The sequence below is a fragment of the Polynucleobacter sp. AP-Reno-20A-A9 genome (genome assembly GCF_018882085.1).
Lineage (GTDB): Bacteria > Pseudomonadota > Gammaproteobacteria > Burkholderiales > Burkholderiaceae > Polynucleobacter.
The window spans coordinates 1-20,428 of record NZ_JACVPB010000014.1 but is presented as its reverse complement, the minus strand read 5'-3'; the positions used below and the strand labels follow the sequence as shown (position 1 = coordinate 20,428).

The window sequence follows — 20,428 nt, the reverse complement described above, 5'->3', positions numbered from 1 at the left end:
CTGAAAATGGACTTATTTGCAAATTTAGCTCTCGGTTTCGATACCGCATTTACCTTACAAAATCTCTTGTACTGCCTAATCGGCTGCGTCTTGGGAACTCTGATTGGTGTTTTGCCAGGTCTTGGCCCTATCGCGACTATCGCGATGTTATTGCCAGCTACCTACGCCTTGCCTCCAATCGCTGCCTTGATTATGTTGGCTGGTATTTACTACGGCTCACAGTACGGTGGCTCTACCACAGCAATTCTGTTGAACATCCCAGGAGAGACGTCCTCGGTGGTGACGGCAATCGATGGATACCAAATGGCCAGAAATGGTCGAGCCGGTGTTGCATTGTTTACGGCTGGCATGGGCTCATTCTTTGCAGGTTGCGTAGCAACTTTAGTGTTAGCCGCTTTTGCTGCACCACTCTCACAGCTGGCATTTAAGTTTGGCCCTGCTGAGTATTTCTCTCTCATGATCTTGGGCTTGATCGGTGCGGTTGTATTGGCATCTGGCTCTTTGATCAAAGCGATTGGCATGATCGTTTTGGGTCTTTTAATGGGCTTGATCGGTACTGACGTTAACTCTGGTGTTTCGCGTTATGCGTTTGATATTCCTGAGTTGAGTGACGGCATCGGCTTCGTAGCAGTTGCGATGGGTGTATTCGGTTTTGCGGAAATCATGGGCAATCTTGAGAAGACTGGTGAAGATGAAGGTTTCTTAAACAAGATGACCACCATGATCCCAACCAAGCAAGATATAAAACGCATGATTCCTTCCATCTTGCGCGGTACAACGATTGGTTCGATTCTTGGTATCCTGCCAGGCGGCGGTGCAGCACTTGCCGCTTTTGGCGCCTACTCCGTTGAGAAAAAATCCTCTAAGTACAGCCATGAATTTGGTAAGGGCGCCATTGAAGGTGTTGCTGGTCCTGAATCAGCCAACAATGCTGCTGCCCAAACCTCATTTATTCCATTGTTGACTTTGGGTATTCCACCAAACGCAGTGATGGCCTTGATGGTTGGCGCGATGACTATTCACAACATTCAACCAGGTCCTCAGGTAATGACCAGCAACCCAGCTTTGTTCTGGGGTCTGATTGCTTCCATGTGGATTGGTAACGTGATGTTGATCCTCTTGAACTTGCCCCTCATTGGTATTTGGGTCAAGTTACTGAAGATTCCTTATCGCTTCATGTATCCAGCCATTCTGGTTTTCTGCTGTATCGGCGTCTATACCGTCAACAACACTGTGTTTGACGTATACGTGACTGCTGCATTTGGCATCATTGGCTACCTCTTCTTTAAATTGGGTTGCGAACCACCTCCATTGCTTTTGGGCTTCGTGCTTGGACCAATGATGGAAGAGAACTTCCGCCGTGCATTATTGCTTTCCCGCGGCGATTTCACCACCTTCTTGACTCGTCCACTTTCCTTGGGATTGCTCATTGCATCAGCCCTCTTGGTAGTAATCGTGGCCCTGCCAGCAGTGAAAAAGACTCGCGAAGAGGCATTCGTCGAAGACTGATAGTTTTACGCCTCACAAAAACGAGCCCGCAGCTGTTTGCGGGCTTTTTCTTTATGGGCTGGGGGTTTTCTCTACAATAAGGCTATGTCCCAAGATAGCAAACCCTCCAAAGCAAATACCGGCGCTGTAGCCGAACCATCTAATTTCTTACGCCAGATCATTGATCATGATTTAGCAAGCGGTGCTTTTTCACAGCGCACCAATTTAGCTGGGGAGGCTATCCCATCAATCATTACCCGTTTTCCGCCTGAACCTAATGGCTACCTGCATATTGGTCACGCTAAAAGTATTTGCCTGAACTTTGGACTAGCCGCTGATTACAACAATCAAGCTGGTGGCGCGCGCTGCAATATGCGCTTAGATGACACCAATCCCGTCAAAGAGGATGTGGAATACGCTGATAGTATTTTGGATGCGGTGAGGTGGTTGGGTTTTGATTGGGGAACTCATCTGTATCACGCAAGTGACTACTTCGACAAACTCTATGAGTTTGCTGAGATCTTGATTCAAGATGGGAAGGCTTATGTCGATAGCCAAAGTGCTGATGACATTCATACCCATCGAGGTAACTTTGGCCAAGCTGGAAAAAATAGTCCTTACCGCGATCGCAGCCCAGAAGAAAATCTCTCTTTGTTCCGTGAAATGCGCGATGGGAAGTTTAAGGATGGCGAACATGTGCTGCGCTTAAAAATTGACATGGCGCATCCAAACATTGTGATGCGTGACCCCGTGGTTTACCGCATTCGCCATACAGATCACCATCGCACTGGCAGCAAATGGTGCATCTATCCACTATATGACTTCACGCATTGCATCTCTGACGCATTAGAGAACGTCTCTCACTCCATCTGCACGCTAGAGTTCGAGAACAACCGTCCCTTGTACGACTGGATTGTGAATTCATTAAAAGAATTGGGTGTCTTTAAAGACCCAGTGCCACATCAATATGAATTTGCTCGTCTGAACTTGACCTACACCATCACTAGCAAACGTAAGTTATTGCAGCTCGTGGAAGAAAAGCATGTTGAGGGCTGGGATGATCCAAGGATGCCAACCATCGTAGGTATCCGTCGCCGTGGCTACACACCAGAAAGTATTCGTTTGTTCTGCGAACGTATTGGCGTCTCTAAAGCTGATAGCTGGATTGATATGAGCACCCTAGACCAGGCGCTGCGTGATGACCTAGAGGTGAGAGCCCCACGCGCTACCGCAGTACTTAAGCCGCTCAAGCTTGTTGTTGAAAACTTTGACGCCTCAGCAAAAGAGACTTGCTCTGCGCCGCGTCATCCCAATCATCCAGAATGGGGTAATCGTGAATTTAATTTCACACGCGAACTGTGGATTGAGGCAGATGACTTTATGAAAGAACCTATCAAAGGATTCTTCAGACTTTATCCACCGATTGGAGATCAGCCTGGTAGCCGCGTTCGCTTACGCCATGGCTTTGTAGTGGAGTGCACTGGTTTTGAAACTGATGCTACAGGCAATGTGACCCAGGTCAACGTGACGCGCCTCCCAGACAGCAAGAGTGGTACTGCTGGCTCCAATAACTACAAGGTCAAGGGCAACATTCACTGGATTAGCGCAGCTGAGGCGATTCCTGCGGAAGTTCGACTATATGATCACCTTTTTAGCGACCCTCATCCAGACAGCGGTGATAAGAATTTCCTAGATGCCATCAATCCGAACTCCATGCAAACGATTGCCGCTTACTTGGAGCCCTGCATGAAGGATGCTAAAGCTGAAGATCGCTTTCAGTTTGAGCGTCACGGTTACTTTATTGCCGACAAAAATGATTCCAAGCCTGGCAAGCCAGTGTTCAACCGCACGGTTGGCCTCAAGGATTCTTGGAAATAGTTTTTAGAAAATGTCCGACGCTAGGATAGCGTAGCGGTGTTTTTAATTCTGGCAAGCGCTGATTGGTAACCCTGCGTGACTCACGCATAAAGGACCAAAGCATTGGACTGACGATTTTTTGTAACTCGCTGCCAGGCAATCGAGTCGGCCTATCCAAACCAAAAGCATCCGCAACTTCATCGAAGTAATCACCCATTTTGGTCTCACCGCCATCACAGGCATTAATGATGCGCTGCGGTTTGCCGTGATACACGGCTGCACACACCAGTCTTGCCAAATCATCGCTATGAATGTGATTTGAATAGGCATCCTCCTCTGGTAGCAGTGCCGGCGTTTTCGCTTTCAAACGATCAATCGGCAAGCGATCAGCCGCATAAATTCCAGGGACGCGCAGAATCGTCAAAGCCACTCCATGGGCGGGTGCCCATAAACGGAGAATCCTCTCGGCATCCACCCTTCTTTGTGCACGCTCACTTTGGGGGCTGACTGGTGTCACCTCGCTCACTTTTCCACCCCTGTGATCGCCATAGACACCCGTAGTGCTGACATAGATCAGGCGCCTGACGGCATTGGAGCCTTGGGCTAAAATTCGGAGTAGGTTGCGGGTTCGGCAATCACGATTTCCCCCATTTTGAGGTGGCGCTAGATGAATGACGGTTTGAGCTAAACCGCTAAGGCGCCATAAAGACTCTGGATGATCCAGATTACCCAAAATAGGAGTCGCGCCAACCGCCCTCAACTCCTGAAAACGATTCTGTTGAGAAGTCAGTGCCAATACACGATGGCTTCGTGAAAGCTGCTTGGCTACCCGAAGACCAATATCTCCACAGCCAATAATCAGGATTGAAGGTTTACCAAAAGATTGCATAAGTAGCATCGTAACGATTTATTGAAAGGAATGAGAGTGTCTTATCAAGTCACGCTCAAAACGAGCGGCAAACAATTCACCGTCAATCCAGATGAGAATCTTCTGGAGGCCGCTCTTCGCCAAGGCATCAACCTGCCCTATGGCTGTAAAAATGGCGCTTGTGGCTCTTGCAAAGGTAAAGTTTTAGAGGGCCAAGTAACTCATGGTCAGCATAGTGAAAGCGCCCTGAGTAAGACCGATGAGACTGCAGGTGGCATTCTATTTTGCTGCTCCCATCCCCATTCAGACCTACTGATTGAAGCTCGTGAAGTCCAAGGAGCAGGCGATATTGCGATTCGCAAGGTGCCCTGCCGAGTCAATGCGATTACTAAACCTAGTGATGATGTTGCCATTCTCAAACTTCAACTACCTGCTTCAGAACGCTTTCAATTCCTGGCTGGACAGTATTTGGAGTTCCTCCTCAAAGATGGTCAACGCCGCGCTTACTCAATCGCCAACGCGCCTGAGCAAGAGGGTCCACTTGAGTTGCATATTCGTCATTTGCCAGGCGGCCTGTTTACAGATTTTGTGTTTGGAGCCGTCACGCCCGCATTAAAAGAAAAAGACATTCTTCGTTTTGAGGGCCCCTTGGGAAGCTTCTTCTTAAGGGAGGATTCTAAAAAACCAATTATTTTTGTTGCAGCCGGCACCGGTTTTGCTCCAATCAAATCCATCATCGAACAAATGCAGGCAAAGAAGATTCATCGACCAATCCATCTTTACTGGGGTGGACGTCGACCCAGCGATCTGTATTTAGATGATTTATGCAAAGCGTGGGGAAAAGAAATCGTCGACTTTAAATACATCCCCGTAATTTCTGATGCCTTGGCAGATGATGCTTGGCAAGGTCGCACTGGCTTTGTGCATCAAGCCGTTATGGCCGACCATCCTAATATGAGGGACTTTCAGGTGTATGCCTGTGGCGCCCCGGTCATGGTCAATGCCGCCAGAAATGACTTCTCAGCCAAGTGTCAATTGCCAGAGGAAGAGTTCTTTGCCGACTCCTTCACCAGCGCGGCTGATTTAGCAACAGCCTAGAGCCTGTAAACCCATTCAGTTAGATAATAGAGCCATTAATTCAAAACCCTTACTTTTCATTATTAAGCCAAGCAGACCAGCATGAATAAGCCAACTCAGACTATTGACACCCACTCAGTCATGTTCATTACCCCACGCCCTGAGGTGATCATGGTCGAGGGTAAAGGCTCATGGCTCACAGATAACAATGGCAAACGCTATTTGGATTTCTTACAAGGCTGGGCTGTTAATTGCCTAGGTCACTGCAACCCAGGAATGATTGAGGCGCTTAATAACCAAGCGAAGACACTTATTAATCCTAGTCCGGCGTTCTTTAACGAACCGATGATTGGCCTTTCCAATCTTCTAACCGAGAACAGCTGCTTTGACAAAGTCTTCTTTGCCAATAGCGGAGCTGAAGCAAATGAAGGCGCTATTAAATTAGCGCGCAAATGGGGTCAACTCAATAAATCTGGTGCATTTCAGATCATCACGTTTGATCACAGCTTTCATGGCCGTACATTAGCAACCATGAGCGCTTCTGGAAAGCCAAACTGGGACACGATGTTTGCCCCGCAAGTGGCAGGATTTCCAAAGGCAGATTTAAATGACTTGGAATCCGTTAAGAAACTGGTGACCGACAAAACAGTTGCGGTCATGCTTGAACCCGTTCAAGGTGAAGGCGGCGTGATTCCAGCCACTCAAGAATTTATGCGCGAGCTGCGCAAGTTCACCAAAGAAAATAACATTCTGTTAATTGCCGATGAAGTGCAGGCTGGTTGCGGCCGTACCGGCGCGCTCTTTGCCTACCAAAACTACGGCATTGAGCCAGACATCATGACTTTGGGTAAAGGTATTGGTGGTGGTGTTCCACTAGCAGCTCTATTGGCAACTGATGCTGTAGCCTGCTTTGTGCCAGGCGATCAAGGTGGAACCTATAACGGCAACCCACTCATGACTGCCGTCGGCATCAGTGTCATTGAACAGCTGCTAGCCCCAGGGTTTTTGGATAGCGTCAAAGCTAAAGGCGAATTACTCAAGTCTGAATTACTCAAGCTTTGTGCAGAATTTAATCTTGAAGGTGAGCGTGGCGAAGGATTACTACGCGCACTCATGCTTGGAAAAGATATTGGCCCAAAACTGGTTGATCTTGCCAGAGATCGCAGTCCTGAAGGGCTCCTAATCAATTCCCCAAGACCAAACTTATTGCGCTTTATGCCAGCCTTAAATGTCTCTGATGATGAAATTCGTCAGATGTGTAATATGCTGCGCGAGCTGTTAAAGCAAGTCGGCTAAGCTCTACCCAATTAAGTTTTTGGGTAGAGAAAAAGTCACTTCTTCTGTTACTCCATCAAGCGCTCGAACCTGTCTAGGGCCAAACTCCTGAATTCGACTCACAATCGATTGCGCCAAACTCTCTGGCGCTGATGCGCCCGCAGTTAAACCAACCCGTTTCTTACCAGCAAACCATTCCGGCTTGAGTTGCTCTGGTGCATCCACCATGTAAGAAGGAACGCCTAGCTTTTCAGAAAGTTCACGCAAGCGATTGGAGTTCGAGCTTGTCGCGCTTCCCACCACAATAACGACCTCAACCTGAGGCGCCATAAATTTCACAGCATCTTGACGATTCTGAGTGGCATAACAAATATCTTGTTTGCGGGGCTGAACAATATTAGGAAACTTCATCGTTAGCGCATCAACTATTTCTTTCGTCTCATCTACTGAGAGTGTTGTTTGGGTAACAAATGCAATCTTCTCATCGGCCGGGAAAGGCAAAGATCCCACATCGCCAACTTTCTCTATTAAGAAAACCCCCTCTTTTACTTGCCCCATCGTTCCTTCGACTTCAGGGTGACCCGCATGACCAATCATCAATACCGTGAAGCCGTCTTTGCACATCTTGACAACCTCAAGATGAACTTTAGTAACCAGGGGACATGTGGCATCGTATACCTGCAAACCCCGAGCTTCCGCGTCCTTGCGAACTTCCTGGGAAACCCCATGAGCGCTAAATACAACAATGCCACCTTTAGGCACTTCATGGAGTTCATCCACAAACACCGCGCCCTTATCGCGCAACTCGTTCACCACATAAACGTTATGAACGATTTCATGGCGCACATATATTGGGGCACCAAAACGATTGAGTGCCTCGTTGACGATATTGATAGCACGATCTACACCCGCGCAAAAACCACGCGGCTGCGCCATCAAAATTTCTGGTTTATTAGATTCGCTCATGGTTTACAAAATCGCCACAATCTCTGCTTCAAATGTCACCGGCCTTCCTGCCAGAGGGTGGTTAAAGTCAAACCAAGCACCCTCTTCATTAATCGATTGCAGCACGCCCGCATATTGAGCGCCGCCTGGTGCATTGAACTCAATCACATCCCCAGGATTAAATTCCACATCGTCATCGCGGCCTTCTTTAAGCGCTTTCAAAGATACCCATTGCACTAAATCTTCTTTACGCTCACCAAAACTTTCTTCTGGTGCAAGAAGCGCACTTTTTTTCTCACCAACACCCAAACCTAGCAAAACATTCTCAAAGCAAGGAGCAAATTGTCCAGACCCCATCAAAACCGTCGCAGGACGATCGACAAAAGTGTTGATGTAATCCTCCCCACTGGGCAAAGTGAGCCGATAGTTGAGGGTCAGATAGGAATTAGGCAAAACAGTAAGCTTAGTCATAAGGTGATTGTATCTAGGCCTGCGCTGGCTGTGCACTCCCCCATTACAGGCTGGCCAAAAAATGAGCAGCCTCGAGAAAAAATGCGCCTAAATGGCGCAGCGGCTCTTTCTGATGCGGAACTACTTGCCATCTTTTTGCGGGTTGGGGTTAAGGGTAAAAGTGCTGTCGCCCTCGCCAAGGATCTGCTGCATCACTTTGGAAGCCTACCTCGACTTTTGGCCAGTACCTCTGAAGAATTCACGCGCCTCCATGGCATGGGGCTTTCTAAGTGGTCTCAAATTCAGGCGGCATATGAGCTAGTGAAGAGAAGCCTAGAAGATGGCCTGACCCATGACCCCATCTTTTCGTCGCCTAACCACGTCAGAGAGTTCTTGCAGGCCAAAATTGGCCGCCTCCCCCATGAGGTATTTCTATGTCTGTACTTAGACTCCCGCCTTCACCTGATTGAGTGTGATGAGCTTTTTCGGGGGTCTATTACCCAAACAGCCATTTACCCCCGTGAAATCCTGAAAGAAGCCCTTGCTAAGAATGCTAGCGCCTTGATCGTGGCTCACAATCACCCCAGCGGCAATCCATTACCTAGCGATGCAGATCGAAAACTCACCAAGGTGCTAGCAAACGCCTTGCAGCTGGTAGATATTCAGCTCCTGGACCACTGTATTGTGAGTGGCGGCGGTTTTTTCTCATTTTCAGACTCTGGTCTTATGAATATTGACGTTAAATGATAGTAAATGCTAACTTGATAGGCTATTTTTCACCTGGATACCCACTTTATGCCCAATTCCCCCCAAACAAAGCCATTTAGGGCTAGCCGAAAATAGGCTGAGACTGATACAATCTTTTCTTTTCGCAATTAATGGAGTTATGTCATGGCAAAAGTTTGCCAAGTCACTGGGAAGAAGCCGATGGTTGGCAACAATGTATCCCATGCAAACAATAAAACGAAGCGTCGCTTTTTGCCGAATTTGCAAAACCGTCGTTTCTGGGTTGAATCTGAAAACCGTTGGATTAGCTTGCGCTTAACCAATGCTGGTTTGCGCGTTATCGACAAGAACGGCATCGATGCTGTGTTGTCTGATCTTCGTGCACGTGGCGAAATTTAAGGAGCGCACAAATGGCTAAAGGCGGCAGAGAAAAAATCAAGTTAGAGTCATCAGCAGGTACTGGTCACTTCTATACAACTTCAAAAAACAAGCGTACAAAGCCTGAGAAAATGGAGATCATGAAATTCGATCCAACCATTCGCAAGCACGTTGCTTACAAAGAAACAAAGCTAAAGTAATCTTTACTTCAAGCAAATAAAAAACCCGCTTCATCAGCGGGTTTTTTATTGCCTAGAAATTCTTCCAAGCACTGAGTTCGAAATTTTTCTTTTAAGCGTAACGACGTAATCTCAAAGAGAATTCGCGCAGACTTGTTAAGCCACTGTCTTCGGCACGCTGACACCAAGCATGCAGCTGAGAAAGTAATTGTTCTTTGGTAGCGTTAGAGCGGCCCCAGATAGCTTGTAGATCACGACGCATCTCAATCATCTTGCGTAGCTGAGCATTGCTCGCCATGAGCTCTTCAAGCTTTGCTTTCTCTTGCTCAGTCAAACGAGATTCATCTTTAGCCAGCCAAGTGCGAGCATCACCTAAGTGAGCAGCCAAGACCTGCATGTGCTGGACTTCATTACTAAAAAAGTTGCGCAATGTCTTACTGTAGCGCGCCATGATTTCATAGCGGTTCGCAATGATGGCCTCTAAAGTACTATGATCAGCAGGACGCAAATCACTCAGCACCGGCTTAGGAGGAGTCTTCTTCACAGTAGCTAAGCCAACTGCGCTCATGATCTGGATATACATCCAACCAATATCAAACTCATACCATTTGTTTGATAGCTTCGCACTCGTTGCAAAGGTGTGGTGATTGTTATGCAACTCTTCACCGCCAATCAAAATACCCCAAGGAACAATATTTCGGGAAGCATCTTCATTATCAAAATTACGGTAGCCCCAATAGTGGCCAATGCCGTTAATAATGCCGGCTGCAGTAATCGGAATCCAGAGCATTTGCACTGCCCAAACTGTTAGGCCGATTGCGCCAAACAAAAATACATCGATGATGAGCATGATGGCAACGCCCTGCCAAGAAAACTTAGAGTAGATATTGCGCTCGATCCAATCATCTGGAGTGCCGTGACCAAATTTATTTAAGGTCTCTTGATTGGCTGCTTCATTTTTATAGAGCTCAGCACCGCGAGATAGCACTGTATTGATTCCCAAAATCTGTGGGCTATGAGGATCATCAATGGTTTCACATTTAGCGTGGTGCTTGCGATGGATGGCGGCCCATTCTTTGGTTACCATGCCTGTGGTTAGCCAAAGCCAAAAGCGGAAAAAATGGGAAATGATTGGATGCAGATCCAAAGCCCGGTGCGCTTGGCAGCGGTGCAAGAAAATCGTCACCGCAGCAATCGTGATGTGAGTCACTACCAGAGTGAAGACGGTAATCTGCCACCAAGACCAATCTAAATATCCATTAGCTAGCCAATGGAGGAACAAATCAAAACTTGAAGCTGTATTCAAAAGGGAATCCCTAAGGAGGTCTAAAACTCTATTTTAGTTCTTTAGGGGTCTTCTTGTTTTTGACCTTAGTCTCTTTTTGAGGGTCTTTTTCTGACTCGACAACTGGGGCAGCAGCCTTTTTCTGAAATACAGCTCCAAAAAAGCCATCTGTTCCATGAATATGGGGCCACAACTGCCACCAAGGATTATCCGAACTACAGCCTATCGGTAATTTATCCTTTGGAAACAATGGCTTAAGCACTTCAGCTGCTGGAACAGCCTCAAATTGAGGGTGTTTTGCCAAAAAATCTTCGGCAATCGCCTGATTCTCCTGAGGCAAGAGGCTGCAAGTGGCGTAAACCAAGCGTCCACCTGGTTTGAGCAAGCGCGCGGCTGAGGTCAAGATATTCATCTGCTTCTGATTGAGCTCCAAGACTCCGGCAGGGGTCTGGCGCCACTTCAGGTCGGGATTGCGTCGCAAGGTACCCATACCGCTACAAGGGGCATCCACTAGAACACGGTCAATCTTGCCTGCCAAGCGCTTGATCTTGGCGTCATTCTCACTATCAATCCACACAGGATGAACGTTTGAAAGGCCGCTACGGGCCTGTCTTGGCTTCAAATTCGCCAAACGACGCTCTGATGTATCTAAAGCATACAAACGCCCTGTAGAGCGCATGATCGCTCCAATGGCCAAAGTCTTGCCGCCAGCTCCAGCGCAAAAGTCAACAATCATCTCACCGCGTTTAGGCGCGAGTAAATAGGCCAAAAGCTGACTACCTTCATCCTGAACCTCAAACATGCCCGCTTTAAAACCGGGGGTATTTTGCAGAGCAGGCTTACCCATAATGCGCACACCATCAGGCGCATAAGGAGTTGGAATTGCTTGATAGCGACCACCCAATGCATTCATCTGCACGAGCAGCTCTTCGCGATTGGTTTTCATGGTGTTCGCGCGCAAATCTAACAGTGCTGGATGCATTAATGATTTAGCCAAATCTTCGCGAGCTTCTTCACCGGGATATTTTCCAAAGGCATCCCACAACCACTCTGGCAGATTGTTCCGCACGAGAGGATTTAATGCCGTAGGATCAACTGTTGCAAAACGCTGTAGCCACTCATACTCACCGGGCTTTAGTACATGCGCTAAGTCAGCAATTGCACTCTCCGCACGATTCGCAGAACCCAATCCGCCTTCAGACAGAGCGGACAGCAAACCCAATAGGGCTAGGCGTCTAGACTGAGAGCCTTCGCCACTTGAGGCAAATTGGGAGAACTCATTCTTACGGCGCAAAATGGCAAACGCACTCTCGGCAATCAACGCACGATCGCGATTTCCGAGTTGCTTCTCTTCTCTGAAATAACGACTGACTACTCGGTCAGCTGGCTGTTCAAAACTAAGCAATTCGGGAAGTAAACGCTCAAGATGAATTGCATGCTGTGGCAATGCCTTTGCATTCGAGAAATTCTTCTGACCTTCTGGTGCAATTAAATTACCGCTAGCGTTGCGACGCTCGGGACGACGCAGCGGATCTTTCGATTTAGCCGCGTAACTTTTGTGGGGGGCTAATCTGCTACCAGATTTTCGGGGTGGACGTTCTGCACTCATAATTTAAAAAATTGCGACTCCGGGGGTTGTAACTTCACTTGATTACCATCTATGCGCAATCGTCCATCAAGGAACCATTTTACGGCCCGCGGGTAAATTTGATGCTCAGCAGACAAAACACGGGCAGCTAAGGTGTCAGCATCGTCACTTTCCAGCACTGGAACTGAGGCCTGACAAATAATGGGGCCCTCGTCTACACCCTCATTTACGAAGTGAACGGTGGCACCATGCTCCTTCACTCCAGCCTCTAAAGCCCGCTCGTGGGTATGCAAACCGGGGAAGGCGGGTAATAAGGCTGGGTGGATATTGATCAATCGACCCTCAAAATGGCGAATAAAGCCCGGTGTCAAAATTCTCATAAAGCCCGCAAGAACCACCAAATCAGCCCCTAAGGCATCAATCTGCTTAATTAAGGCGGCATCAAAGGATTCTCGGGTCGCGTGCTCCTTATGCTCAATGGTAAAGGCGGGAATGCCCTGCGAACGAGCAAAATCAAGGCCCTTAGCCGCTGAGTGATTCGCTATAACCCCAGCAAAAGTGACTGGCCAGTGCTCTTTTTGAGCCGTTTTGACGATGGCCTCGAAATTAGATCCGCGGCCGGAGATTAAGGTGACGATAGAAGGCATGCCCACAATATAATTGATGGCTACCCTGAAAGCGATTTTGTGAACGTATTCCGTGGCCCCACCCAGTTTTCTGCAGGACCAGCTTGTGCCCTAACCATCGGTAATTTCGATGGCGTGCACAGGGGTCATCGCGCCCTACTCAAGGAACTGGTTAACGGCGCCAAGGATCGAGGTCTAGTCAGTTGTGTAATGACCTTTGAGCCGCACCCAAAAGAATTCTTTTCTCCCGAACAAGCACCGCCACGCATTCTCAATTTGCGTGACAAATTAGCCGCCCTTGCCGAACTTGGTATAGACCGCGTTGTTGTTGAACATTTCAATTCTGCTTTTGCCAAACTGTCGCCTGAAGAATTTGTTTCAGAAATTATTGTCAAACGTCTGAACGCCAAATGGATTTTGATTGGTGATGATTTTTGCTATGGCGCAAAACGCGCAGGAAACTTTGCTAGCTTAAAAGCTGCTAGTGAAAAATATGGCTTCGAAGTATCTAGCATCCAAACTATTCAAGAAAATGGTGAACGCATTTCAAGCTCTGCTTTGCGTGCTGCATTAGCTAGTGGTGACATTCAACAAGCTGAAAAATTATTAGGTCGTCCCTATGGAATTTCTGGGCACGTGATTCATGGTCAAAAACTTGGGCGTCAACTTGGCTTTCCTACTTTGAACTTAGCAGTTGCCAATCACCTCCATTATCGCAAGCCAGCAACTACTGGAATATTTACCGCACAGGTTTTAGGTCTGACAAACAAACCGCTCCCCGCAGTGGCCAGCTTAGGCGTCAGACCAACAGTGGAAGATGAAGGCAGAGTATTGCTAGAAACTCACATCTTTGATTACAACGCGGATGTTTACGGAAAAATTATCACCGTAGAACTATTAGAAAAAATCCGTGATGAGGCGAAGTATCCAGACCTCGAAACCCTTACACAAGCGATTGCAGCAGATGCAGCGCATGCCAGAAATTATTTCCAGAAAAAAGCTTATGTCTGAAAAAGAAAACTCTTATCCCGTTAATCTTCTAGATACCTCCTTTCCAATGCGAGGAGATCTAGCTAAGCGCGAACCACAATGGGTGGCTGGCTGGCAAAAGAATAAGCTCTACGAAAAGATTCGTGCGGCCCATGCCAATCAACCAAAATTCATCTTGCATGATGGTCCTCCGTATGCAAACGGGGATATCCATATCGGACACGCAGTAAATAAGATTCTGAAGGACATGATCATCAAGTCACGCTGGCTCATGGGCTTTGACTCTGTGTATGTTCCTGGCTGGGATTGCCATGGCATGCCGATTGAAATTCAGATTGAAAAAGAGTTTGGTAAAAATTTACCAACTGCTGAAGTGCAATCTAAAGCGCGTGCGTATGCTCACGTCCAAGTCGAGAAGCAGAAGAAAGATTTTGAACGCTTAGGTGTATTAGGGGATTGGAATAATCCTTACCTCACCATGAACTTCCGCAACGAGGCTGATGAAATCCGGGCCCTTGGGAAGATCTGGGAAAAAGGATATGTCTTCCGTGGCTTGAAACCAGTGAACTGGTGCTTTGATTGTGGCTCCGCACTAGCTGAAGCCGAAGTAGAGTACCAAGATAAAACTGATCCCACGGTGGATGTAGGTTTTGCCTTTGATGATGCGCAGCGCCCACAGCTGGCAAAAGTATTTGGACTTGCTGAGCTACCAAACAAACCAGGCCAAATTGTCATTTGGACAACAACCCCTTGGACCATTCCTGCTAACCAGGCAATGAATGTCCATCCAGAGCTCACTTACGCATTAGTTGATATTGGTGACAAGTTACTGATTCTGGCAAAAGACCGTGTTGAAATCTGTTTGCAAGACTATGCCCTAGAGGGCAAAGTCATTGCCACCTGTGCTGGCAGCCAGCTTGCGAATATCTCCTTCTGGCATCCATTAGCCCCATTACATGAAGGCTATAAGCGTCTCTCCCCAATTTATCCTGCTGAGTACGTTACTTTGGATACTGGTACCGGCATCGTTCACTCCGCTCCTGCATATGGCGAGGAAGACTTTAAATCTTGCAAAGCCAATAAGCTTGCTGATAAGGACATCCTGAATCCAGTCATGGGCAATGGAGTGTACGCATCATGGTTGCCGCTATTCGCCAACGAATACATCTGGAAAGCAAACCCGAAGATTGTTGAAGCAATGCGCGAAGCAGGCAGCTTGTTACGCGATAAAACTTACACTCATTCATACATGCATTGCTGGCGTCACAAGTCGCCGATTATTTATCGCGCTACCTCGCAATGGTTTGCCAGCATGGATAAGAAGCCGTCTGATGGCAAAGCCAGTTTGCGTGAGACTGCATTAGCAGGGATCGATAGCACTGAGTTCTTCCCAGCATGGGGCAAACAACGCTTAAGTAGCATGATTGCCAATCGCCCTGATTGGACTTTGTCACGTCAGCGCCAATGGGGTGTTCCAATGGCTTTCTTTGTTCACAAAGAAAGTGGCGAGCCACATCCACGTACTGTTGAACTGCTAGAAGAGATCGCCAAGCGCGTCGAAAAAGAAGGTATTGAAGCCTGGCAAAAACTCGAAGTTGCTGAACTATTGGGTGAAGAAGCTGCGCAATACGAAAAGAATCGTGACACCTTAGATGTTTGGTTTGACTCTGGCACAACCCATTGGCACGTCATTCGTGGTTCACACCGCAATGAATTACTCACTGCTGATGCAGAAACCCCAAACGGTCGTTTGGCAGATCTATATCTAGAGGGATCAGACCAGCACCGCGGTTGGTTCCACTCCTCATTACTGACTGGCGCCATGCTCGATGGTAAGCCACCATACAAGGCGCTCCTTACCCATGGCTTTACGGTTGATGGCCAAGGACGCAAGATGAGTAAGTCTGTAGGCAATGTTATTGCGCCTCAACAGGTTGCCGACAAACTCGGCGCTGAAATCATTCGCTTGTGGGTTGCATCAACTGACTACTCCGGTGAAATGACAATCTCGGATGAGATTCTCAAGCGCGTAACCGAAAGCTATCGTCGTATACGCAATACATTGCGCTTCTTGCTAGCCAACCTGTCAGATTTTGATCCTAGCAAACACGCCATGTCTGCCGAGCAGTGGCTTGAGATTGATCGCTACGCAGTTGCTCTTGCCAATCAATTGCAGAGCGATACTGAAGCTCATTACAAAGCATACGAATTCCAACCAGCTGTAGCTCGCATGCTGTCCTTCTGCTCCGAGGACTTAGGCGGCTTCTATTTGGATATTCTGAAGGATCGCCTCTACACGAGCGCACCCGACTCTCCTGACCGCCGCGCTGCTCAGAACGCCCTATTCCATATCACCCGTAATCTCTTAAAGTGGCTATCACCATTCCTCTCCTTCACCGCAGAGGAGGCCTGGAAAGACTTTCCCCATGGCTCAGGCAGCAAGCCTGCAGAATCGATCTTCATGGAAGAGTTTGGTAAGTTTCCTGAGATTGCTCATGCCGATGAATTACTTGCCAAGTGGAATCGTATTCGCGAAATTCGTTCTGAAGTTACTAAAGCAATTGAGCTTGAGCGCGAAACAGGCAATGTAGGCTCGTCACTGCAAGCTGAGCTCACGATCAAAGTAGGTGACGTTGATTTCGCCATCCTGCACTCATTGGAAGATGATTTGCGCTTTGTAACCATCACCTCTAGCGCCAACATTGAACTTAGCAATGAGGGTCTAGAGGTTTTGGTACGCGGTAGCCAATACAAAAAATGTGGACGCTGCTGGCATCACACCAAAGATGTAGGAAGCAATGCCGACCATCCAGAACTATGTGGTCGCTGCATTAGTAATCTGTTTGGTGATGGTGATCACCGCTTGTTTGCATAAGAACCCTCATATGAAAAGTCTCTCTTTGCTTCGTTATCTAGCAATTGCAATCATCGTGCTATTACTAGATCAACTGAGCAAGTGGTCAGCATTAAGTAATTTGCAAATGGGTGTACCAGAGCCAGTTCTTCCATTTCTAAACTGGTTACTTCTCTTTAATCCTGGTGCAGCTTTTTCATTTCTGGCTCAGGGCTCTGGTTGGCAGCGCTGGTTTTTCACCGTACTTGGACTGGCAGCCTCCATTTATATTATTTGGATGCTCAATAAAAGCCAAAGCGACAAACTACTCTGTGTAGCCTTGAGCCTCATTCTGGGTGGCGCACTAGGCAACGTCTTAGATCGTGTGATGTATGGTGCCGTAGTCGACTTTATTGATGTGTATTACGGCAGCTGGCATTGGCCTGCATTTAATATTGCCGATAGCGCCATCTGCATCGGCGCCGCCCTCATTATTTGGGGTGAATTACGCAAGTCATTTGGCAAATCTGCCCAATCCCATTAAGCTGGCGCCATGCAATCACTTATCAACAAGAAGATCGTCCTCGGAATCTCCGGCGGGATAGCGGCCTATAAAGCTCCTGAGCTTGCCCGTCAACTGATGCAAGAAGGCGCGTCTGTACAAGTGGTGATGACTGAGGCTGCGCAGCAATTTGTGACTCCCGTAACGATGCAAGCCCTCACAGGCAATCCGGTTTACTTGAGTCAATGGGATAGCACCATTCCAAACAATATGGCACATATTGAGTTATCTCGTTCTGCAGATGCCATTCTGATTGCTCCCGCAAGCGCCGATCTCATGGCTAAGCTATCCCTGGGTTTAGCTGATGACCTATTGACTACGCTGTGCCTTGCAAGAGATTGCCCTCTGCTACTCACACCAGCAATGAACAAACAGATGTGGGAGCATGCGGCTACCCAAAGAAGTGTGAAGCGACTCTCTGACGATGGCGTTACCCTCCTTGGCCCAGCTAGTGGTTTCCAAGCTTGTGGTGAAATCGGTATGGGCCGAATGCTAGAGCCCGCCGAAATTACCGAACAAGTTATTGCCTTCTTTCAGAAAAAATTATTGGCCGGCAAAAAAGTATTGATTACTGCCGGCCCCACATTTGAAGCAATTGATCCAGTGCGCGGCATCACTAATCACAGCTCAGGCAAGATGGGTTTTGCAATTGCAAGGGCTGCCGTTGAGGCTGGCGCTCAAGTCTATTTAATTGCCGGGCCATGTGATCTTGATACCCCGCTTGCAGCTACCGGAAAAATTACCCGTACTAACGTAGTTAGTGCCAAAGAAATGCATGCAGCCACTCTGAATGCAACTGACTGCGATATCTTCTTTGCAGTTGCTGCCGTTGCTGACTGGGGCATCGCTAAACCAGCCAAAGAAAAGATAAAGCGCCAAGGCAATCAAGCGCCTAGTCTTGAGTTTTCGGCTAACCCCGACATTCTTTTGGATGTTGCTAAGGCAGTTAAAACCAAAGGCGGTAAACCATACCCCTATTGCGTTGGCTTTGCAGCAGAGTCATCCGATTTAGAAAAGCACACTGATGAGAAGCGTCGGCGCAAAGGCATACCAATGGTTGTTGGCAATATTGGTCCCAATACATTTGGCAGCGATCTTAATCAATTACTCGTAATTGATGCCAGCGGCAGCAAAAAAATTGCTAAGGCAGAAAAACTGCAGTTAGCACGTCAACTCATTCAGTTAGTTGCCAAGAAAATTTAAATCCCTGTTTTAGGAACATCATGCAATCTCTCCAAGTCAAAATTCTCGATGAACGTATGCGCAACCAATTGCCAACTTACGGTACTCCGGGCAGTGCTGGTTTAGATCTGCGGGCCTGTATTGATGAAGCAATTGAGATTGCCCCCGGTCAAACGGTACTTGTGCCGACTGGGTTAGCGATTTACGTAGAAGATCCGCGTTATGCTGCATTTATCCTGCCGCGCTCCGGCCTAGGTCATAAACATGGCATCGTTCTTGGCAACCTGGTTGGCTTAATTGACTCTGACTATCAAGGTCAGCTCATGGTGAGCACCTGGAATCGTGGCTCCACTCCATTCAAGCTCGAGCCGATGGAGCGCTTAGCTCAATTGGTTGTCATGCCTGTACAACAAGTAGAGCTCAAAGTCGTTGAAGAATTCACTGAAAGCAGTCGTGGTGCCGGTGGCTTTGGCAGCACAGGACGCGCCTAAGCAAAAAATTCTAAGGGGCGGCATTCATGACTCTTTTGCGACTAAACGCTAAGGGCAAGAAACCAAGAAGCAAACCTCCAACCCCCATCATGATGGTGAATGCATCAAAAGTGGGAATGCTATAAATAGCAACAAAGACCATGAATGCGCCTGAGAACCCAGGCCATATGACGTATGTCATGGCGGATCCGAGGCCGGCATTGAGTTTTTTCCTGTAATGCCATGCACAAGCAAAGCCAGTTAAGCTCATATAAAAACAAATCTGAAATCCAATTGCCAAAATAGAGCTGGTCAAGATCGCTTTCACTGAGGGCATGAAGGATGAGGAAAAAAGCAATATCACCCCTAAAAACCAAATAACAAAAGTAGCTACCCAAGGCGTCTTATATTGGTCATGCACTTTTGCGTAGACTGGATGCAACATGCCATCTCGTGCCATTGCAAACATGCTGCGACTGAACTGCAAAATCTGAGTTTCGATTGTTCCGACCGTACTAAATATGGTGCAAAAGACTGCAAGATAGCTCCAAGGAGCTGGGAATAATTTATTGGCAATTGCAAAAAGCACATTAGTACCAGAGTCAGCAATTTCACGATCGGTTAAGACCAGAAGAACCACAACCATCATCAGCACAAAGAAAAGCATCATATTTAGTACAGACCAAAATGCTCCCTTACCTGCAGCCCCATCTGAATTTTTCTGCCCGCCCTTGCTCTCTTCACTTAAATTCATGGTGACGTCCCAACCCCAAAAGAAGAAGATTGCTGTAAGAGCGCCCGTAGCAAATAATTGCGGAGAAAATGAGAGCGGAGAAATCCATACAAAAGAAGGCGGGTGCGCTGGATGCGACCAGTAACTAATTAATCCACCAGCAATGAGCGTAAATAAAATTACCGATTCAAAAAGAGTAAGCGTAATTTGCATGAAACTCGAATGCTTGATTCCACGCCCAACAATCAAGGAAACCACCGTCAACCAGACGGCAGCTATTATTGAAATGAGTTGGGTATTTTCAGCCTGATTAGGAGCGATAAGAAGTAAGGTGGAGCTAGCCGCGGGAATCGTTGCCGAAACCATAAAAAAAATGGAGGCAATCAATAAACCCCAGCCAGCAAAGAATCCCCAAGCAGGTCCAAAAACATGCCCCACCCAAGCATAGGCAGCACCAGCATTAGGCTGAATCTTGCTCAAATGAATAAAGGCTAAGGTGATCCCAAACATAATGAGGCCACAATACAAAATGCTCCCTACAGATAAAACACCCACTGAGGCAACAATAGCGGCACTAGTTACGGCAACGCTAAAGGCGGGTGCAGTCCCCGCAATACCCATAATGATTGACTCAAATACGCCTAGTGAATTTTTTGCCAAACCATCGGATGAACTCATATATTGAAATATTGCATCAGTTGCCTAAAGAAGCGATTCTATTCTTAAATAATTAGAACGACCAACTTCGGCGCTTTGCTTGCAAAAGAGCAATAAGAAAAGCCACCCGTATGAACTGACCCCCAAAAGTTGGACAGTTTAGTTAGGTTAGCACGAGGGATTGAGTTCGGTAATTTACCGGGCTCAGTCCCTTTAGTTTTTGCTTAATTCGATCATGGTTGTAGTAGTGGATATATTC

Annotated in this window: 20 protein-coding genes; 12 read left to right on the top strand and 8 right to left on the bottom strand. The window is 47.5% G+C overall.

Going from position 1 to position 20,428, the window contains the following annotated elements; genetic code table 11:
• Positions 1-6 precede the first annotated feature (6 nt).
• Together ICN39_RS10015 and ICN39_RS10010 are read left to right on the top strand one after the other, a co-directional pair.
• The gene (locus ICN39_RS10015) at positions 7-1,509 is read left to right on the top strand and encodes a tripartite tricarboxylate transporter permease (RefSeq protein WP_216233884.1); all 1,503 of its coding nucleotides are present in this window, start codon (positions 7-9) and stop codon (positions 1,507-1,509) included.
• 84 nt (positions 1,510-1,593) lie between these two features.
• Positions 1,594-3,366, top strand: coding sequence for a glutamine--tRNA ligase/YqeY domain fusion protein (locus ICN39_RS10010; protein WP_216233883.1), 1,773 nt, complete (start codon positions 1,594-1,596; stop codon positions 3,364-3,366).
• Here the strand turns inward: ICN39_RS10010 and ICN39_RS10005 are convergent.
• Positions 3,347-4,243 carry an SDR family oxidoreductase gene (locus ICN39_RS10005; RefSeq protein ID WP_255532440.1) on the bottom strand — a complete coding sequence of 299 codons (897 nt, stop codon included), beginning with the start codon at positions 4,241-4,243 and terminating at the stop codon, positions 3,347-3,349. The genes ICN39_RS10010 and ICN39_RS10005 overlap by 20 nt on opposite strands.
• A 27-nt stretch (positions 4,244-4,270) precedes the next feature.
• On the opposite strand from ICN39_RS10005, the gene ICN39_RS10000 reads away from it, so the two are divergent.
• Together ICN39_RS10000 and ICN39_RS09995 are read left to right on the top strand one after the other, a co-directional pair.
• Positions 4,271-5,311 (top strand): 2Fe-2S iron-sulfur cluster-binding protein, encoded by a 1,041-nt coding sequence (locus ICN39_RS10000; protein WP_216233882.1) that lies wholly within the window; start codon positions 4,271-4,273, stop codon positions 5,309-5,311.
• 81 nt (positions 5,312-5,392) lie between these two features.
• Complete coding sequence (locus ICN39_RS09995; RefSeq protein WP_216233881.1) at positions 5,393-6,586, top strand: acetylornithine transaminase; 1,194 nt, start codon at positions 5,393-5,395, stop codon at positions 6,584-6,586.
• Between the two features lie 3 nt (positions 6,587-6,589).
• Here ICN39_RS09995 and ispH read toward each other — a convergent pair whose 3' ends face one another.
• Together ispH and ICN39_RS09985 are read right to left on the bottom strand one after the other, a co-directional pair.
• The gene (gene ispH, locus ICN39_RS09990; RefSeq protein WP_216233880.1) at positions 6,590-7,531 is read right to left on the bottom strand and encodes a 4-hydroxy-3-methylbut-2-enyl diphosphate reductase; all 942 of its coding nucleotides are present in this window, start codon (positions 7,529-7,531) and stop codon (positions 6,590-6,592) included.
• 3 nt (positions 7,532-7,534) lie between these two features.
• Positions 7,535-7,981, bottom strand: a complete 447-nt coding sequence (locus ICN39_RS09985; RefSeq protein WP_072582845.1) for a peptidylprolyl isomerase — start codon at positions 7,979-7,981, stop codon at positions 7,535-7,537.
• A 30-nt stretch (positions 7,982-8,011) separates the two neighbouring features.
• Between ICN39_RS09985 and radC the strand changes: the two genes are divergently transcribed.
• The 3 genes from radC (at position 8,012) to rpmG (ending at position 9,264) form a co-directional block, all read left to right on the top strand.
• Positions 8,012-8,707 carry a DNA repair protein RadC gene (gene radC / locus ICN39_RS09980; protein ID WP_370623731.1) on the top strand — a complete coding sequence of 232 codons (696 nt, stop codon included), beginning with the start codon at positions 8,012-8,014 and terminating at the stop codon, positions 8,705-8,707.
• A gap of 144 nt (positions 8,708-8,851) precedes the next feature.
• On the top strand, positions 8,852-9,085 hold the full coding sequence (gene rpmB / locus ICN39_RS09975; RefSeq protein ID WP_011903570.1) for a 50S ribosomal protein L28: 234 nt from the start codon (positions 8,852-8,854) through the stop codon (positions 9,083-9,085).
• Between the two features lie 11 nt (positions 9,086-9,096).
• Positions 9,097-9,264 (top strand): 50S ribosomal protein L33, encoded by a 168-nt coding sequence (gene rpmG, locus ICN39_RS09970; protein WP_015421876.1) that lies wholly within the window; start codon positions 9,097-9,099, stop codon positions 9,262-9,264.
• A 91-nt stretch (positions 9,265-9,355) separates the two neighbouring features.
• On the opposite strand, the gene ICN39_RS09965 is transcribed toward rpmG, so the two are convergent.
• The 3 genes from ICN39_RS09965 to purN are packed head-to-tail and all read right to left on the bottom strand — an operon-like array spanning position 9,356 to position 12,763.
• Positions 9,356-10,549: an acyl-CoA desaturase gene (locus ICN39_RS09965; protein ID WP_216120410.1), complete on the bottom strand. Its 1,194-nt coding sequence runs from the start codon at positions 10,547-10,549 to the stop codon at positions 9,356-9,358.
• 28 nt (positions 10,550-10,577) lie between these two features.
• Positions 10,578-12,137, bottom strand: a complete 1,560-nt coding sequence (locus ICN39_RS09960) for an RsmB/NOP family class I SAM-dependent RNA methyltransferase (protein ID WP_216120408.1) — start codon at positions 12,135-12,137, stop codon at positions 10,578-10,580.
• On the bottom strand, positions 12,134-12,763 hold the full coding sequence (gene purN, locus ICN39_RS09955; RefSeq protein ID WP_216120406.1) for a phosphoribosylglycinamide formyltransferase: 630 nt from the start codon (positions 12,761-12,763) through the stop codon (positions 12,134-12,136). The genes ICN39_RS09960 and purN overlap by 4 nt, the downstream gene beginning before the upstream one ends.
• Before the next feature lie 39 nt (positions 12,764-12,802).
• On the opposite strand from purN, the gene ICN39_RS09950 reads away from it, so the two are divergent.
• The 5 genes from ICN39_RS09950 to dut are packed head-to-tail and all read left to right on the top strand — an operon-like array spanning position 12,803 to position 18,800.
• Positions 12,803-13,753 (top strand): bifunctional riboflavin kinase/FAD synthetase, encoded by a 951-nt coding sequence (locus ICN39_RS09950; protein ID WP_216233879.1) that lies wholly within the window; start codon positions 12,803-12,805, stop codon positions 13,751-13,753.
• Positions 13,728-16,607: an isoleucine--tRNA ligase gene (gene ileS, locus ICN39_RS09945; protein WP_370623732.1), complete on the top strand. Its 2,880-nt coding sequence runs from the start codon at positions 13,728-13,730 to the stop codon at positions 16,605-16,607. Before ICN39_RS09950 ends, ileS begins: the two co-directional genes overlap by 26 nt.
• Before the next feature lie 10 nt (positions 16,608-16,617).
• Positions 16,618-17,109 (top strand): signal peptidase II, encoded by a 492-nt coding sequence (lspA, locus tag ICN39_RS09940; RefSeq protein WP_216233877.1) that lies wholly within the window; start codon positions 16,618-16,620, stop codon positions 17,107-17,109.
• A gap of 9 nt (positions 17,110-17,118) precedes the next feature.
• Positions 17,119-18,330, top strand: a complete 1,212-nt coding sequence (gene coaBC, locus ICN39_RS09935; RefSeq protein WP_216233876.1) for a bifunctional phosphopantothenoylcysteine decarboxylase/phosphopantothenate--cysteine ligase CoaBC — start codon at positions 17,119-17,121, stop codon at positions 18,328-18,330.
• A gap of 20 nt (positions 18,331-18,350) precedes the next feature.
• Positions 18,351-18,800 carry a dUTP diphosphatase gene (gene dut / locus ICN39_RS09930; RefSeq protein WP_216233875.1) on the top strand — a complete coding sequence of 150 codons (450 nt, stop codon included), beginning with the start codon at positions 18,351-18,353 and terminating at the stop codon, positions 18,798-18,800.
• A gap of 10 nt (positions 18,801-18,810) precedes the next feature.
• On the opposite strand, the gene ICN39_RS09925 is transcribed toward dut, so the two are convergent.
• Complete coding sequence (locus ICN39_RS09925; protein ID WP_216233874.1) at positions 18,811-20,190, bottom strand: APC family permease; 1,380 nt, start codon at positions 20,188-20,190, stop codon at positions 18,811-18,813.
• Positions 20,191-20,332: 142 nt separating this feature from the next.
• On the bottom strand, positions 20,333-20,428 hold a 96-nt coding region (locus ICN39_RS09920; protein ID WP_216233278.1), incomplete at its 5' end, for an IS3 family transposase.